Annotated in this window: 11 protein-coding genes; all 11 read left to right on the top strand. The window is 43.7% G+C overall.

Annotated elements, in window-relative coordinates:
* Positions 1-204 precede the first annotated feature (204 nt).
* The 11 genes from BU202_RS05610 to BU202_RS05560 all read left to right on the top strand — a co-directional run bounded on the left by BU202_RS05610 (position 205) and on the right by BU202_RS05560 (position 17,018).
* The gene (locus BU202_RS05610) at positions 205-6,168 is read left to right on the top strand and encodes a Rib/alpha-like domain-containing protein (RefSeq protein ID WP_075104813.1); all 5,964 of its coding nucleotides are present in this window, start codon (positions 205-207) and stop codon (positions 6,166-6,168) included.
* A 738-nt stretch (positions 6,169-6,906) separates the two neighbouring features.
* Positions 6,907-8,232: a branched-chain amino acid transport system II carrier protein gene (gene brnQ, locus BU202_RS05605; RefSeq protein ID WP_075104812.1), complete on the top strand. Its 1,326-nt coding sequence runs from the start codon at positions 6,907-6,909 to the stop codon at positions 8,230-8,232.
* Between the two features lie 134 nt (positions 8,233-8,366).
* Positions 8,367-9,074, top strand: a complete 708-nt coding sequence (ccdA2, locus tag BU202_RS05600) for a thiol-disulfide oxidoreductase-associated membrane protein CcdA2 (RefSeq protein ID WP_075104811.1) — start codon at positions 8,367-8,369, stop codon at positions 9,072-9,074.
* A gap of 32 nt (positions 9,075-9,106) precedes the next feature.
* Positions 9,107-9,475, top strand: coding sequence for a hypothetical protein (locus BU202_RS05595; protein WP_075104810.1), 369 nt, complete (start codon positions 9,107-9,109; stop codon positions 9,473-9,475).
* A 12-nt stretch (positions 9,476-9,487) separates the two neighbouring features.
* The gene (locus tag BU202_RS05590) at positions 9,488-10,144 is read left to right on the top strand and encodes a redoxin family protein (protein ID WP_075104809.1); all 657 of its coding nucleotides are present in this window, start codon (positions 9,488-9,490) and stop codon (positions 10,142-10,144) included.
* Between the two features lie 10 nt (positions 10,145-10,154).
* A complete protein-coding gene (msrB, locus tag BU202_RS05585; protein WP_075104808.1) occupies positions 10,155-11,273 on the top strand; it encodes a peptide-methionine (R)-S-oxide reductase MsrB in 1,119 nt (372 codons plus the stop codon).
* Between the two features lie 405 nt (positions 11,274-11,678).
* The gene (locus BU202_RS05580; protein ID WP_075104807.1) at positions 11,679-12,413 is read left to right on the top strand and encodes a response regulator transcription factor; all 735 of its coding nucleotides are present in this window, start codon (positions 11,679-11,681) and stop codon (positions 12,411-12,413) included.
* Positions 12,410-14,104 (top strand): cache domain-containing sensor histidine kinase, encoded by a 1,695-nt coding sequence (locus BU202_RS05575; protein ID WP_075104806.1) that lies wholly within the window; start codon positions 12,410-12,412, stop codon positions 14,102-14,104. Before BU202_RS05580 ends, BU202_RS05575 begins: the two co-directional genes overlap by 4 nt.
* Before the next feature lie 116 nt (positions 14,105-14,220).
* Positions 14,221-14,457 carry a CsbD family protein gene (locus BU202_RS05570; protein WP_075104805.1) on the top strand — a complete coding sequence of 79 codons (237 nt, stop codon included), beginning with the start codon at positions 14,221-14,223 and terminating at the stop codon, positions 14,455-14,457.
* Positions 14,458-14,627: 170 nt separating this feature from the next.
* On the top strand, positions 14,628-15,998 hold the full coding sequence (gene nox, locus BU202_RS05565; RefSeq protein ID WP_075104804.1) for a H2O-forming NADH oxidase: 1,371 nt from the start codon (positions 14,628-14,630) through the stop codon (positions 15,996-15,998).
* A gap of 66 nt (positions 15,999-16,064) precedes the next feature.
* Entirely contained in the window at positions 16,065-17,018 is a 954-nt protein-coding gene (locus BU202_RS05560; protein ID WP_075104803.1) for a hypothetical protein, read from the top strand.
* The last annotated feature ends 62 nt before the right edge of the window (positions 17,019-17,080 follow it).

Raw genomic sequence — 17,080 nt, 5'->3', positions numbered from 1 at the left:
GTTCAAAATACTAGGAGTTTGGGAACAAGTATGATACAATTAGAATGAAATCTTTGTTCTGCTTACCATCTTCTCAATAGTGGGGGAGCTCGTAGCATATTAAAAAATGCTACCATCATAAAATGCGATGTAAAAGCTAGTTCAGAAACTCCTACGTTTTGGGATAAACGTAGAACAAAGTAAAAAAATAAAAGGGGTTAACAGATGCTTTTTAGAAAAAACGACAGATTTTCACTCCGAAAATATAAGGTTGGAGTGTGTTCCGTCTTTCTTGGTTCGATCTTACTAGGATCTCAATTAGTGGCGCTTCCACATGTATATGCTGCGACAGGTACATCGCTTGGAACTGATAACTATGCGACGGATGATGAGGCGCGTGCAGCGAATTTGACGGCGCCAGCGAATGCCAATCCAGTCCATGATATTAGGGTTCGCAACCAGACCTACATGGAAGGTGACGGGGCGAATCTGACACCGACCAATAACCGCTGGGATACCGACAATCTCCCAGGTTGGACTATAGAACCAGGTACGTCTGGAAGCAACGAGGTCAGTGTCTTTTATGACAATATGAATCCAGTGAATACCGGAGGCCTTGTTGCAAATGGGGTGACCTTGGGCTCCATCTATCAGCAGGCGCTGAATGGGCGTGACTTGCCGTGGCTCACGTCTTACTGGATGTCTTATAGGGCTAGACCATCTTGGGGAGTCATTGTTCCGTCTACGGAAACACGATTGCTCTATCTGAAAGCAGGGCAGGGGGTTTCCCAGACCTTTGATGTTGCACCAGGACAACATTTTGCGGTTGAAGGCTTTATGATTGGCGCACAGGGGACTGGTCCAAATGGGGCCCGGATTAGGTTTTACGATGCGGACAATGGTCAGGAATTGACAGGGATGTATAGTCCCGGTTCCAGTAATGCTGGGAAAAACTATCCTGCTAGTTGGGGTGCCGTTACCTCCTTTGGTAGAGTGCCAGCTGGTGTAAATCGCATCAAAGCAGTCATTTCTGCTCAGGCAACTCCCTTGATCTTAGGGCCAATGGATTTTATCGGTGGTTCTAATCTGGAAATTTTCAAGGACATCATCGAAACCGAACGAATGGGTAGTCCGACCTTGAGCCACGATAATGACAATGCTTACGACGGTGGCAAGGCCATTCGTGAGGGAGACATTGTAACGCTTGGTATCGAGGTTAAAAATACTGGAAATGGGATTACAATGGGCGATGTGACCATCAATGACACCATTCCAGAAGGATTTGAGTATGTGCCTGATTCCTTTAAAATTATGACAGAAAACGGTCGAGATGTCACAGCAAGCTACGGTGCAGGAAGTTTTGTCATTGGGAACGATGGAACTGTGATCTTTAAGCCTGTCTACAATAAGGGAAAAAATGGTATTTATAGAGCTCGCTATCTGCAAGGTCCATTTAACACCATCGGCTTTGCTGATTTTGATCCAGGAAATGGTCCAGACCGCAAAAAGACAAGCTCCTTCAAAGTGACCTACAAGGTAAAGGCAAAAGTTACCAAAGATACGGTTGGAGTTGATGCCAATGGTCAGCCAACAGATATGAAGACAGTATTTAGTCAGCCGTCTGTTAGTTTTATAAACTTGTGGCAGGGAGAAAACGAAAGACGAACAAACTATGCTCCTGTAGTACGGATGTCAATGGGGACAAATACTCCTCCAGTCATCGAAAACACGATTAAGACCTTGACCATTCAAAATGGAGATGCAGATGCTCAGGCGAAGCTAGATAGTCTTGCAGCAGCAGCTAATACTACAACAACCGACTATGAAGATGATATTAGACATCATCCAACAGCAAAAGCTATCAAAACGATTGTAGATGGAAAAGGTGTCGCAGTAGCGGATTTGGCAACGGCTCTAGAAAAAGCTGGTACCTATACCATTACCTATGAAGCAACGGACGCAGATGGCAACAAATCAAATCTAGTGACAACCACTCTGACAATTATTGATACGAAAGCTCCAGCAGCGCCAGCTGTTGATACCATTGATACTGCGGCAAAAGTCGTGCCAATCACCCCTCCAGCAGACGCCGACTTGAAGACCATTGAAGTGACCTTCCCAGGTAAGAATACTCCTGTGGTCGTAACGAAAAATCCAGACGGTACATGGAGTGCAGATGGTCAGCCTGTCCCAGTCGTAAATGGTAAACTTCAGCTGCCAATACCGACGGATGTGACCTTAAAAGAAGGCACAGATACCATTACTGCTATTGCTAAAGATGAAGCAGGAAATGCCTCTCAACCAGGCAAGGCTTCGGTGACTAACCAAGCACCAGAAGTGACCGTTCCTGGAGCAGCAACGACGCAAGAAAAGGGGCAGCAAGTTAATATTCTCGATGGTGTGACCACGACAGACACAGAAGATGATACAGATGCTCAAGACGGAAAAAGGACTGCCCTCAAACTCAATATCACAGCGCCAGATGGCAGCACCACCTCTTACTTGAAAAAAGGAGATGGTACCGTTGTCAAACTCGTCACTCAAGCAGACGGTACGGTCACAGAAGAGCCTGCGCAAGCTACAGATCTCAGTGCGTTTCCTTTGAATAAGGTAGGCAATTACAGTATTGAGGCAACTCCTATTGATAGCGATGGGAAAGCGGGCGCACCAAAGACCTATACATTGACAGTATCAGATACGACCGCTCCACAAGCACCAGTCGTTGATACCATTGATACTGCGGCAAAAGTCGTGCCAATCACCCCTCCAGCAGATGCCGACTTGAAGACCATTGAAGTGACCTTCCCAGGTAAGAATACTCCTGTAGTAGTGACAAAAAATCCAGACGGTACGTGGAGCGCAGATGGTCAGCCTGTTCCAGTCGTAAATGGTAAACTTCAGCTGCCAATACCGACGGATGTGACCTTAAAAGAAGGAACAGATACCATTACCGCTATTGCCAAAGATGAAGCAGGAAATGCCTCTCAACCAGGCAAGGCTTCGGTGACCAACCAAGCACCAGAAGTGACCGTTCCAGCAGCAGTTGCTCCAAAAGAAAAAGGAGAGACAGCCGATATTTTAGCTGGTGTGACTGCGACAGATACAGAAGATGATGCGGATAAACAAGATGGGAAAACGACTGCTATCAAATTTAAGATTACGGCGCCAGATGGTAGCACTACCTCTTACTTGAAAAAAGGAGATGGTACCATTGTTAAACTCGTCACTCAAGCAGACGGTACGGTTACAGAAGAGCCTGCGCAAGCTACAGAGCTTACCGCACTTCGACTGAACCAAGCAGGCGATTACAGTATTGAGGCAACTCCTATTGATAGCGATGGGAAAGAGGGAACAGCGAAAACGTATACTGTTACAGCGTCAGACACCACCGCTCCACAAGCACCAGCCGTTGATACCATTGATACAGCTGCGAAAGTCGTGCCAATCACCCCTCCAACAGATGCCGACTTGAAGACTATTGAAGTGACCTTCCCAGGTAAGAATACTCCTGTGGTCGTGACAAAAAATCCAGATGGTACGTGGAGTGCAGATGGTCAGCCTGTTCCAGTCGTAAATGGTAAACTTCAATTACCAATACCGACGGATGTGACCTTAAAAGAAGGTACAGATACCGTTACTGCTATTGCCAAAGATGAAGCAGGAAATGCCTCTCAACCAGGCAAGGCTTCGGTGACCAACCAAGCACCAGAAGTGACCGTTCCGGCAGCAACTCCAAAAGAAAAAGGCCAGACAGCTGATATTTTAGCTGGGGTGACTGCGACAGATACAGAAGATGATACAGATGCTCAAGACGGAAAAGCAACCGCTATCAAATTCAAGATTACGGCGCCAGATGGCAGCACTACCTCTTACTTGAAAAAAGGAGATGGTACCGTTGTCAAACTCGTCACTCAAGCAGACGGTACGGTTACAGAAGAGCCTGCGCAAGCTACAGAGCTTACCGCACTTCCGCTGAACCAAGTTGGTACTTACAGTATTGAAGCAACTCCTATCGATAGCGATGGTAAGGAGGGCACGTCTAAAACATATACCTTTGAAGTTGCAGATAAGCCAGATAGTCCCAAGATTGCTACAGTAGATACGAGTGCGACACATGTACCGATTACCATTGGAAATAAAGGGAATCCAACAAAACTTGAGGTGACTTTCCCAGGAAAAGATGGGAATCCTATTGTTGTAACGCTCACAAAAGATCCTCAAACAGGAACTTGGAAAACAGCCGATGGAGTGGAGATACCAGTTGCGGCAGATGGTTCCTTGTCCGTTCCAGTCCCTAATCATGCAACGATGCAAGAAGGCAAAGACCAGATTACAGCAGTGGCTTCTAATGGGATTTCAAGTTCTGATCCTGGAAAAGGTGAAATAACGAACCAGGCACCTGTCGTGACAACAGTAGATGCGTCTGAACAGGTAATTGGTACAACAGTAGACTTAACAGCCCAAGTCAAATCAGTCACCGACAAAGAAGATGATACCGATTCGAACGACGCAAAAGTATCTAGCATTACTGCCTATAAGATTCGCAAACCAGATGGAACAGAAATGACCATCACACCTGATGAAGCAAAGAACTTTGTGCCAGATCAATTCGGAAACTACATTGTCACCGTTGTGGCGACAGATAGTGATGGAAAAGTTGGAGAGCAGGTCTTTAACCTACCAGTTATCGATCGCGATCCAGTCTTTGACAAAGACAAGCATCACTCAGCGACAGAATTACTAACAGTAGACCAGCATACCCCGATTACGGATGCGGATATTTTGGCTAAAGTAACTCTACCAGATGGTTCTGCTGGAGTACCGAAAGTCATTGGAACAATTCCAACGACAGATATTCCAGGAAATAAAGGAACAGTTGCTGTTCAAATAGACTATCCAGATGGAACGAGTGAAGTCGTAGAAGTTCCAATTGTTGTAACACCAGTACCAAAGACTGATAAAGACAGCTTTAAGTCTGGGGCAGGTAGTCTTACCATTCCGAAAGATACGGTTCTCACAGATACGGATATCCTCAACAAGGTGACGATTCCAACAGGCTCAAATGGAGTACCAAAAGTAATCGGAAAACTCCCAGATACTGGAACCTCGGGCGATAAAGGAACCGTCGCTGTTCAAATAGACTATCCAGATGGCACCAGCGAGGTTGTCGAAGTGCCGGTTACCGTTACAGATACACCTGTTAAGGTAGACGATAAAGACGCCTATCAACCTGCTACGATCCTACTGGTTGTACCGCAAAATGGGCCAATTAGTCCTGACGATCTTCTTGCAAAAGTGACAATTCCAACAGGCTCAAATGGCGTGGCAACCGTAATCGGTACCATTCCAACTACCGATCAAGCAGGAGACCGCGGAACGGTTACAATTCAAATTGATTATCCAGATGGTAGCAGTGAGACTGTAGAAGTACCTGTTATGGTCACTCCTGCCCCACTAGCGGATCAGGACAAATATCAACCAGGTGCAGGTAGTGTGACAGTTTCCCAACATACTCCATTGACCGAGGCAGATATTTTGGCCAAGGTGACGATTCCAACAGGGTCGAATGCAAGTGTGAAACTATTAGATGCTGTTCCGACGACAGATCGTTCAGGAGACAAGGGGAAAATACGTGTTCAGCTTACCTATCCAGACGGTTCAACTGAAATAGTTGAAGTCCCTGTCATGGTGACACCAGTAACACCGAAAGATCCGATTTTACCAACTGTTACCCCACTGACTGTGCCTCAACATACTCCTATTACCAAGGATGATGTGCACAAACACGTGAAACTTCCAGCAGGAGCGAAGATTGTCTCTATTGGCGATATTCCAAGTACAGAGACACCTGGTGTGAAAAAGGCTATCCAAGTTGTGGTTGAATTACCAGATGGTCGGACTGTAACCGTTGCGGTTCCTGTTGTGGTGACACCGGTGGATGATCCACAACCTGAACCAATCCCACCGCAGCCAAATCCTAATCCGCAACCAGATCCAGGACAGCCTCATCAGCCAGGAACGAGTGGAACAACAACAGTTGTCCCTGGATCAACAAAGACTGCAAAAATTCTTCCAGCAACAGGAGAAGAACGATCGATTGCAGCTGTTTTATTAGGAATTCTACTGGTAACAGTAGCAGGATTGGTAGCCTTCATGAAGAAAGGAGTTCGCAAAGATGAAGCCGAATGATGCTCTCAATTTTCGAAAAAGTCGTTCTTTTGACTGCAAACGATGTGGCCAACACGTTGAAACCAAAGAAGGGGAATTAGATCGACGAACAAAGTTTTGTAGTGCTTTATGTAGCCGTCGCTATTTTAGACACCCAAATAAACAACGCTAACCCATCACGTGAATAGTTGTTGTTTGCAAAAGAGGCTGGGACCTATGTGCTCAGCCTTTTGCTTTGTGTAGCAGTTAAAGTAAGAGAGAAGTGGTATGATTATGTGAATGCGAGCTAAAATCTCGGAAAATAGACGAGCCACCCTAGAAATACGATTTCTTCGTCCGTCTCCCTCATTTTCTGTCGATTTTTTAACGCTCTTATATCATGGTATTTGAATGAACGTTGATACATCGTCACTTTCGACTTGCCGTACTCATAGTCAATGAACATCAAAAGCAAGCTAGGTGACGCTGATGCAGATAGAACTGAAGTTCATCAAATCAAGTCAACAACGTCTGGTTTTGATTTTCGAAGAGTATCAAGTACTGTCCGCGTCTTCCGTTCCTTGTCTGAAAGTTCATTCATTTGACTATAAAATCGATGATTTCAGATGATGACCTTTCACACCCGTTCTTATATTCTTACGAGATGACCAAGTCGTATGAAGATTCTGAATTTACAAAACCTTTAAAAATGAAGAGCTTCTGTCATCTTATAAAGAGTTTTTGGTATAATAAAGACTATTGAATTAAAAGGAGATTTTCATGATTAAAAAGGGTTCCTTAACAGGCTTACTCCTGTTTGGTATATTTTTTGGAGCAGGAAATTTAATCTTTCCGCCTACACTCGGCGCCTTATCGGGCGAGCATTTTTGGTCAGCCATTAGCGGCTTTGTGTTATCAGGAGTCGGGATTGCTGTCTTGACCCTCATCATTGGGACCTTAAATCCGAAAGGTTATGTCTATGAAATTTCACGCAAGATTGCGCCGTGGTTTGCAACAGCCTATCTGGTAGCCCTCTACCTATCCATTGGCCCCTTCTTTGCGATTCCACGGACAGCAACGACCGCCTATGAGGTAGGAATCGCTCCGCTTTTATCTAGCAATAGCCAGTGGGGCTTGCTCATCTTTACCCTCTTCTATTTTATGGCAGCCTATCTCATCTCGCTCAACCCATCTAAAATCTTAGACTTGGTAGGAAGAGTATTGACACCTGTTTTTGCCTTATTGATTGTGGTCTTGGTCGTCTTAGGGGCTACAAAATACGGCAGTAGCAGTCCGATGGTAGCATCAGGAACCTATGTGACTTCAGCCTTTGGAACAGGATTTTTAGAAGGTTATAATACGCTTGATGCCCTTGCTTCAGTCGCTTTCAGTGTGATTGCAGTTGAGACCATGAACCAGCTCGGCTTTGCCTCTAAAAAAGAATATGTATCGACCATTTGGGTGGTAGGAATCGTTGTGGCTCTTGGTTTTAGTGCTCTTTATATCGGCCTTGGATTTTTGGGCAATCATTTCCCAATTCCAGCAGAGATCATGGCTTCTGATGCCAACAAGGGGGTCTATGTGTTATCGCAAGCAACACAAGCCATCTTTGGCCCAACGGCTCAGATTTTCCTAGCCATTATGGTCACCATGACCTGCTTTACGACGACAGTCGGTTTGATTGTGTCGACATCCGAGTTTTTTGTCAAAACCTTCCCACAGTTAGGGTATAAGGTATATGCAACGCTCTTTACCTTGATTGGCTTTGGGATTGCCAATGTCGGTCTTTCAGCCATCATTTCCTACTCCGTTCCTGTGCTGCAAATTCTCTATCCGATTACCATTGCCATTGTTTTAATTGTCATTGTCAATCGCTTGATTCCACTATCAAAAATAGGAATGCAGCTGACCATTGCCTTGGTAAGTATCGTAGCCTTTGCCACTATTATCGGTGCGCAATTCAAATTGGAAGGCTTAAATCAGCTTATCAAAGCCCTGCCATTTGCAGATGCTTCGCTTCCGTGGCTCGTACCAGCCTTGATTGGCTTACTCATCGCTTTCTTATTACCTGATAAACAGGTCGCAGAAAGTTTTGAAATAGAATAATGTTTTCAATCTATCACGAAAGTGGTAGATTTTTTTCGTATCTCATCAAATTCAAGTTTTTCCACATCAAATTCTCTAGTTTTTAGGGTGAAAGAGGACTATACTAGACTTACAAATTGATAAGGAGTAACGAAATGACTTCAGTTGTATTTTTATTATCGGTGTTTTTAGCAGGAATCCTATCCTTCTTCTCACCCTGCATCCTACCACTCTTGCCGGTTTATGTCGGTGTTTTATTGGATTCAGATGAGCCGCGCACCGTGCGATTCTTAGGATTTGAGCTTGCTTGGTATGGCATTGTCAAAACCATCTTTTTCATCGCAGGACTATCCATGGTCTTTATCACCTTGGGCTACGGAGCTGGTTTCTTAGGAAATCTTCTCTATACTGATTGGTTCCGCTATGTGTTAGGAGCTATCGTTATCATCCTTGGGATTCACCAGATGGGCATTATCAATATTACTCAACTGCAGAAGCAAAAAAGCGTCCAATTCAAGCAGAACAAAAAACGCAATGATTTCTACAATGCTTTCTTGCTCGGTTTGACCTTCAGCTTTGGTTGGACACCATGTGTTGGGCCTGTTCTTAGTTCGGTGCTTGCGATTGCAGCATCCGGCGGAGATGGTGCTTGGCAGGGCGCAATCTTGATGCTCCTCTACACACTAGGACTTGCCCTCCCATTCTTATTGGTAGCTCTCGCGTCCTCATTTGTCCTACGCTACTTCAGCAAACTCAAACCCTACATGGGAACCTTGAAGAAAATTGGTGGTGCCATCATTATCTTGATGGGAATCTTACTCATGTTAGGCAACTTAAATATCTTTACCCAACTATTTGGATAAACAAAATAATTCATTATAAAAGGAGAAATCTCATGAAAACCAAAACATTATTACTCGCTAGCCTCTTGTCCGTAGGATTGTTGACAGCCTGCTCCACTCAAAAAGCAGACGATATGAAAAAAACAGATGACAGTTCGATGATGCAAAAAGAAGACAAGATGTCCGATGAAAAGAAAGACATGAAAGACGAAAAGATGTCTGACAAAGACGATATGAAGAAAGATGACATGTCTGACGAGAAAAAAGACATGAAAGACGAAAAGATGTCTGACAAGGATGACATGAAGAAAGATGGTATGAAAGACGGTATGTCCGATGAGAAAAAAGACATGAAGGATGAAAAAATGTCTGATAAAGAGGACATGAAAGGCGACGAAAAAATGGATGATAAGGATAAATAAGAGGAGGACAGCATGAAAAAACGCCACTTACTACTCACTAGCCTCATTTGTTTAGGTGTTTTAACCGCCTGCTCAACCAACCAGAAGACGGATGAGATGAAAAAGACAGATGATAGTGCGATGATGGAAAAAGAAGACAAGATGTCCGATGAAAAGAAAGACATGAAAGACGAAAAGATGTCTGACAAAGAGGATATGAAAAAAGACGACATGAAAGAAGGGGAAAACAAGGCGATGAATGATGGAAAACCAGCACCTAATTTTAATTTGGAAGGTGTGGACGGCAAGACCTACAAACTCTCTGATTTCAAGGGTAAAAAAGTCTATCTGAAATTCTGGGCGTCATGGTGTTCCATTTGCCTGTCCACCTTGCATGACACAGATGACCTCGCTAGTCAGGTAGAAGATAAAGACTATGTTATCTTGACAGTTGTATCTCCTGACCACATGGGCGAAAAATCTGCAGAAGATTTCAAAAAATGGTATGATGGACTTGACTACAAACACACTCCAGTCCTCCTTGATCCGAGCGGGAAATTGTTGCAAGAATACGGTGTCCGTGCTTATCCAACTTCAGCCTTTATCGGCAGTGATGGGGTCTTGGTAGAAGTCCACCCAGGATTTATGGATAAGGCCGGCATTGAAGACAAGCTCAAAGAGATTCACTAGGAGGTAGGATATGGAAGATAAGTCCAAATTATTCCTCATTCTAGGAGGTGTGCTCGTCGTGATTGTAGCCCTTGTATTTGGAAGTCGTCTGTGGACTGCCTCTTCCTCTACATCTACTTCGCAGATTAAGGATGCTGCAATGAGCCAGACGAATGAAGTCACAAGAAAGGATAAGAAAGACCATATGAAAGAAGATCTTAGAGAAATTTATCTTGCTGGCGGTTGTTTCTGGGGTGTAGAAGAATACTTCTCACGCGTTCCAGGGGTAACAGACGCCGTATCTGGCTATGCTAATGGAAAAGGCAGTACCACCAAGTACGAGTTGATTAGCCAGACAGGACATGCTGAAACAGTCAAAGTGACCTATGATAAGAACCAAGTGTCTCTGCGTGAAGTTTTGTTGCATTACTTCCGTATCATCGACCCAACCAGTGTCAATAAACAAGGAAATGACCGTGGGACTCAGTATCGGACAGGGGTTTATTACACAGATAAAGAAGATTCAACTGTGATCGAAGAAGTCTTTGATGAGCAATCTAAGAAATTAGATAAGCCACTAGCTGTCGAAAAAGGTGCCTTGGAAAACTTTGTCGAAGCAGAAGAATACCACCAAGACTACCTCAAGAAAAATCCGAATGGTTACTGCCATATCAACGTCAACCAAGCCAGCTATCCTGTCATTGACGAAAATTTGTACCAGAAACCAAGCGATGAAGAGATTAAGAAGATGTTGACAGATGAAGAATATGCGGTCACTCAAAAAAATGATACAGAACGTGCCTTCTCCAATCGCTATTGGGATCAGTTTGAAGAAGGGATTTACGTAGATATTGTCACAGGGGAGCCACTCTTTTCTTCCAAAGATAAGTATGATTCAGGTTGCGGTTGGCCAAGTTTCTCCCGTCCTATTAGCCCAGATGTAGCGACTTATAAAGATGATACGAGCTTTAACATGGTGCGGACAGAGGTTAGAAGCCGAGTTGGTGATTCCCACTTGGGACATGTCTTTACAGATGGTCCGAAAGATAAGGGGGGACTTCGCTACTGTATCAATAGCCTCTCCATCAAGTTTATTCCAAAAGCAGAAATGGAAGAAAAAGGGTATGGCTACCTCTTAGATTATGTGTAATAGATTCACTTGAAACTGGAGCATCATCTTTCCTAACTCTAACGATTCTTGCGGTTTTAGCAATCGAATCACAATCAGTTTCATGTGATGATATGAAAGGTAAGGCGGGGAAACTCGCCTTATTTATAGTCAAATGAATTAACTTTCAGACAAGGAACGGAAGACGTGGACAGTGCTTGATACTCTTCGAAAATCAAAAGCAGACGTTGTTGCCTTGAGTTGATGAACTTCAGTTCTATCTGCATCGGCGTCGCCTAGTCTGCTGTTGATTTTCATTGACTATGGGTACGGCAAGTCGAAAGTGACGATGTATCAAAGTTTATTCAAAAGACTATATGATGAACAAGGAGCCATTTCCCCTAGAATTTGCTATACTAGAGATAGGAGAAAGGACAGGAGAAAACTATGTATAAAATGATGATTGTAGAAGATGAGTACCTTGTCCGGCAAGGGATTGCGTCCTTGATTGATTTTGAACACTTGGGCATGGAAGTTTTGGCAGAGGCTGAAAATGGTTTGGAGGCTTGGGAATTGTTCCAGAAGGAACAGGCAGATATTCTCTTGACCGACATTAACATGCCGCAGATGAATGGTATTCGTTTGGCGCAGTTGGTCAGAGAACACTATCCAGCGACCCATATCGTCTTTTTGACGGGTTATGATGACTTTGATTATGCCCTCTCAGCTGTCAAATTAGGAGCAGATGACTATCTCTTGAAGCCCTTTTCCAAGGCGGATGTGGAGGAGATGTTGGTCAAGGTCAAGAGTAAACTGGACAAAGAAGGAAAGCGCCAGCAGATTAGCGATTTGGTGCAGCAGAGCGAGGAATCAAGCCTGGCCCAGCTCATCCAAGAGCGGTTGGCAGATCAAGATTTGTCCCTCAAATCCTTGGCGCAGGACTTGGGCTTTAGCCCCTCGCATCTCAGCGTCATCTTGAAAAAAGAGTTGGGCATGCCCTTTCAAGACTACCTGATTCAAGAGCGGATGAAAAAGGCCAAGTTGCTGCTGTTGACAACGGATTTGAAGATTTATGAAATAGCAGAGCAGGTCGGTTTTGAAGATATGAACTATTTTTCACAACGCTTTAAGCAGGTCGTAGGAGTGACACCTCGCCAATTTAAAAAAGGAGAGCAGGGATGAAGCGCTATTCTCTTTTTGTCCAATTAGTCGTTTATGTTGCCCTCACCATGCTACTGCTTTTGGGCATTGTGGGGGCTAGCTACTACCATACCAGCTCAACGGTTATTCGAGAAACGACCGAACAAAGTACCCAAAATACGATTTCCCAAAGTGGACAGTTTGTCCAATCCTATTTGGAAAAACTAAAAGAAACGACCAAGAGTCTGGCGACCAATGAGCTGGTCAAGGGTTACGCAGAAGATTCCACTGCTGAACATGAGGAGAGTCTCAGAAAACTTTTAGACACGATTTTGTCCACAGACCGAGACTTGGTATCTGCTGTCCTTGTCACCAAATCAGGTCACTTGGTCGCAACGGACGAAGCAATCAGCATGAAAACCTCTAGTGACATGATGAAGGAGGCTTGGTACCAAGCTGCCATTCAGGAGCATGCCATGCCTGTCTTGACCCCAGCTCGCCAGAATCTATCTGAATCAAGTGACAAGTGGGTCGTGTCTATCACCCAAGAGGTGGTCGATAGCAAGGGGGACAATCTCGGCGTTATCCGTCTGGATATTGCCTACGATAGCTTGTCGCGTTACTTGGATAGCCTGCAATTGGGAAAAGATGGCTTTACCTTTATCATCAATAGCAAGCACGAATTTGTCTATCACCCCAAAAAGAGTGTCTATTCTTCCAGTCAGGAAATGAAGGCCCTAGAGCCGTATATTCTGACCCCAAATGGCTATGTGAATGACGATACCTCCTATGTATATCAGTACCAGATTCCGCAGAGCGACTGGCTGATTATAGGAGTGGCTTCTATGGAAAATCTCCACCAGTTGCAGAAGCAAATCTTCATGTCCTTCCTAGGAACAGGTCTAGTTGTTTTAGGGATTTGTCTCTTGGGCATTTGGTTTATCTTGCGCCATTGGATCAAACCCCTGCGGGATTTGCAGGAGACGATTTTGGCGATTGGAAATGGGAATGCGAGCCTTCGTGCCAGCGAGCAGGGAGCGCCTGAATTGGTCGATTTGGCCCATCAATTTAACCGCATGCTTGATCAAATTGACAAGTTGATGCGGACGGTCAAAGAAGAAGAGCAAAATGTCCGCAAATACGAGCTGCAAGCCCTCTCCAGTCAAATCAATCCGCACTTCCTCTATAATACCCTAGATACCATTGTCTGGATGGCGGAGTTTAACAACAGTGCAAAGGTGGTCGAAGTGACCAAGTCGCTCGCCAAGTATTTCCGCCTAGCACTCAATCAGGGCAATGAGCAGATTGTCCTCAAAGATGAGATTGATCATGTGCGCCAGTATCTCTTTATCCAAAAGCAGCGCTATGGCGATAAATTGGCCTATGAAATTGAGGAAGATGCCCGATTTGATAGTTTTCAACTACCCAAGCTGGTCTTACAACCCTTGGTCGAAAATGCCATTTACCATGGTATTAAGGAAATCAAGGGACAGGGCTTGGTGCGCGTGTCGGTAGCGGAACGAAAGGAGTTTCTTGTCGTATCCATCCATGATAATGGGTCTGGTTTTACAGCCCACGATACGACGGAAAATCTCTTGGTCAAATTGGGTGGTGTCGGTCTGAAAAACGTGGATCAGCGCTTGCGTTTGCAGTTTGGATCAGCCTATCACATGGATATTGACTCCAAACAGGGGTCTCATACTATTATTTCGCTTTTCTTTCCCAAAAGATAAACTTTTTAGACACTTTATATCAAAATGTATAAAAACAGCTGATTTTGAGCAGAATACTTGAGTAGCCTTTGATATTATGTTATTATAATAACCATAAAATAAAAGGAGGACATCATATGTCAGAAGAAAAATTGTCAGCAACATTGGATCAAGTCGCAGGTGGCTTGAAAGAAACAGCTGGAAAACTAGTTGGTGATAAAAAAATGGAAGCAGAAGGCTTGGTTGAAAAAACAGCTGGTAAGGCAAAAGAATTAGCAGACGACGCAGCAGATAAAGCAAAAGAACTTGCAGAGGATGCAAAAGGTGCCGTAGAAGGTGCTGTTGAAGGCCTTAAAAACGCTTTTGGTAAATAAGACATCAAAAAGATACCCCATATGGGGTATCTTTTTGCATCAATCATTCGTAGATTCAAACTATTAAAAAAATGTTGTGAAATTTTGAGCATAAATTTTGTAATCGGTAACAATTTCTAGTATAATATAAACTGTAAAAAAATATTTTTTTAGGAAAGTGAGATTTACTTATGTCTAAAATCGTTGTTGTTGGTGCAAACCACGCTGGTACAGCTTGTATCAAAACTATGTTAACAAACTATGGTGCTGATAACGAGATTGTTGTATTTGACCAAAACTCAAATATTTCTTTCCTTGGATGCGGAATGGCACTATGGATTGGTGAGCAAATCTCTGGCCCAGAAGGCTTGTTCTACTCTGACAAGGAACAATTGGAAAGCCTTGGTGCAAAAGTGTACATGAACTCACCAGTTGAGTCTGTAGACTATGATAAAAAAGAAGTCCATGTTCTTTTGGAAGATGGAAGCAAACATGTTGAATCATACGATAAATTGATTTTTGCGACTGGTTCACAACCAATCTTGCCACCAATCAAAGGTGCAGAAATCAAAGAAGGTTCACGTGAATTTGAAGCAACTCTTAAAAATCTTCAATTCGTTAAATTGTACCAAAACTCAGCAGATGTTATCGAAAAATTGAAAGATGAAGACATCAAACGTGTAGCAGTTGTTGGTGCGGGTTACATCGGGGTAGAACTTGCTGAAGCCTTTGAACGTAAAGGCAAAGAAGTTATCCTCATCGATGTTGTAGATACTTGCTTGGCAGGTTACTATGACCGCGATTTGACAGATATGATGAGCAAAAACCTTGAAGACCACGGTATCAAATTGGCATTTGGTCAAACAGTACAAGCGATCGAAGGTGACGGCAAAGTTGAACGTATCGTAACAGATAAAGAAACCTTTGACGTTGATATGGTCATCTTGGCAGTTGGTTTCCGTCCAAATACTGGTCTTGGCGATGGTAAGATTGAACTCTTCCGCAACGGTGCTTTCCTTGTGAACAAAAAACAAGAAACAAGCATGAAAGATGTGTATGCTATCGGTGACTGTGCGACTGTCTATGACAACTCAATCGGCGACACCAACTACATCGCCCTTGCAACAAACGCTGTTCGCTCAGGTATCGTAGCTGCTCACAACGTATGTGGAACAGAACTTGAATCAATCGGTGTGCAAGGTTCAAATGGTATTGCCATCTACGACCTTAAGATGGTTTCAACTGGTTTGACGCTTGAAAAAGCAAAACGCTTTGGCTATAACGCTGTTGTTACTGAATTTACAGATAACCAAAAACCAGAATTCATCGAACACGACAACTTCCCAGTAACCCTTAAAATCGTTTATGATAAGGACACACGTGTCGTTCTTGGAGCACAAATGGCTTCTAAAGAAGATATGTCAATGGGTATCCACATGTTCTCACTCGCAATCCAAGAAAAAGTTACAATCGAACGCTTAGCGCTTCTTGATATCTTCTTCTTACCACACTTCAACAAGCCATACAACTACATCACAATGGCAGCCTTAGGTGCAGAGTAAGAAACGTATCAATCTGGAGGCAGTTGCTTCCAGATTTTTTTTCTGTCTATGATTTAGGGAAAGAAGATGAAAGAGAATAGAAATAAAGGGGTTATTAGATTTATCATAGGAGGTCTGATTTTTCTCCTAATTGGTGGCTTAGTGGGTGGCTTTTATGCCCTTAATTCAGGCGCAGAAAACTTGTATGAACGGGGCAAACGCTTTGATCCGTATGAGAACAGTAGCTCGACTTCTATCAAAATTACGGGGATTCTGACCGAGCCGATTGCAGAAGTAGATACAGGGACCTTTATCTACTTGGTGGAGTATGAGGGAAGTGGTTATGTTGGCCTAGAAGCCTCAGCTGGTGATAAGAAATTGCAAGCCTTGCTCGACCGAGCAGACACTTTGCTAGAACAGCCAATGATTTTAGAGGTGAAAGTCTTTAGTACGAGCTCGCAAGAAGATGGTCAGATTGAAAATTACGAATCCTTGATGAGTGGAATCATTGATCGCAGTAGCGATATTGCGCCTGCCTTTGCTTATGGTTCCTATGTTTCATTATCAGAAGCCAATGCTCTTCGCTGGCTTATGTACGGCACATCCGCTTTTCTGATTGGGATTGGTTTCATACTCTTTGCGCGCGCCTACTCGATTCGTAAAACCAACAATCAGTCTTACGATAACTTGTATCAGGCCTATCCAGAATTACAGGGGAATTTGGACTTACTTCTGGTAGACGCGGCTTACAGAAATGACCGGTTGCAGATATTGGTCTACAAAGAGCATTTGGTGACCTATTACCGCGGGTTTAATGCTGTCGCCTTACCAGATGTGGAACGCTTGTATGGTCAAACGATTCGACATCGCTATAGTTTATTTACCGTTGCAAGAGATGAATACTTGATGGTCCACCGGACAGGAATCAAGCGTCCCCTCACCATGCAGTACAAATCAGCTAAGAAAGAAACAGATATGGAGCTGCAAGGACTATTAGACTACTTGGTTGAACAGTATCCTGAGATGCAGATTGGGTTTTAAGAAATAGAAAAAGGAGTGCCAATTCTAAAAGATTGGCGCTTTTTTTCATACTTTTTGATATA

Origin of the sequence: Streptococcus cuniculi, assembly GCF_001921845.1 — a bacterium.
GTDB classification, from domain to species: Bacteria; Bacillota; Bacilli; order Lactobacillales; family Streptococcaceae; genus Streptococcus; species Streptococcus cuniculi.
Note: the sequence above shows the minus strand (reverse complement) of the source record. Positions and strands in the feature narration are given on the sequence as shown.

Excerpts from the sequence above, each read along its gene's own strand:
- brnQ (WP_075104812.1), top strand. The coding sequence starts at position 6,907 with ATGATTAAAAAGGGTTCCTTAACAGGCTTACTCCTGTTTGGTATATTT.
- BU202_RS05610 (WP_075104813.1), top strand. The coding sequence starts at position 205 with ATGCTTTTTAGAAAAAACGACAGATTTTCACTCCGAAAATATAAGGTT.
- nox (WP_075104804.1), top strand. The coding sequence starts at position 14,628 with ATGTCTAAAATCGTTGTTGTTGGTGCAAACCACGCTGGTACAGCTTGT.
- BU202_RS05595 (WP_075104810.1), top strand. The coding sequence starts at position 9,107 with ATGAAAACCAAAACATTATTACTCGCTAGCCTCTTGTCCGTAGGATTG.
- BU202_RS05570 (WP_075104805.1), top strand. The coding sequence starts at position 14,221 with ATGTCAGAAGAAAAATTGTCAGCAACATTGGATCAAGTCGCAGGTGGC.
- msrB (WP_075104808.1), top strand. The coding sequence starts at position 10,155 with ATGGAAGATAAGTCCAAATTATTCCTCATTCTAGGAGGTGTGCTCGTC.
- BU202_RS05560 (WP_075104803.1), top strand. The coding sequence starts at position 16,065 with ATGAAAGAGAATAGAAATAAAGGGGTTATTAGATTTATCATAGGAGGT.
- BU202_RS05575 (WP_075104806.1), top strand. The coding sequence starts at position 12,410 with ATGAAGCGCTATTCTCTTTTTGTCCAATTAGTCGTTTATGTTGCCCTC.
- ccdA2 (WP_075104811.1), top strand. The coding sequence starts at position 8,367 with ATGACTTCAGTTGTATTTTTATTATCGGTGTTTTTAGCAGGAATCCTA.
- BU202_RS05590 (WP_075104809.1), top strand. The coding sequence starts at position 9,488 with ATGAAAAAACGCCACTTACTACTCACTAGCCTCATTTGTTTAGGTGTT.
- BU202_RS05580 (WP_075104807.1), top strand. The coding sequence starts at position 11,679 with ATGTATAAAATGATGATTGTAGAAGATGAGTACCTTGTCCGGCAAGGG.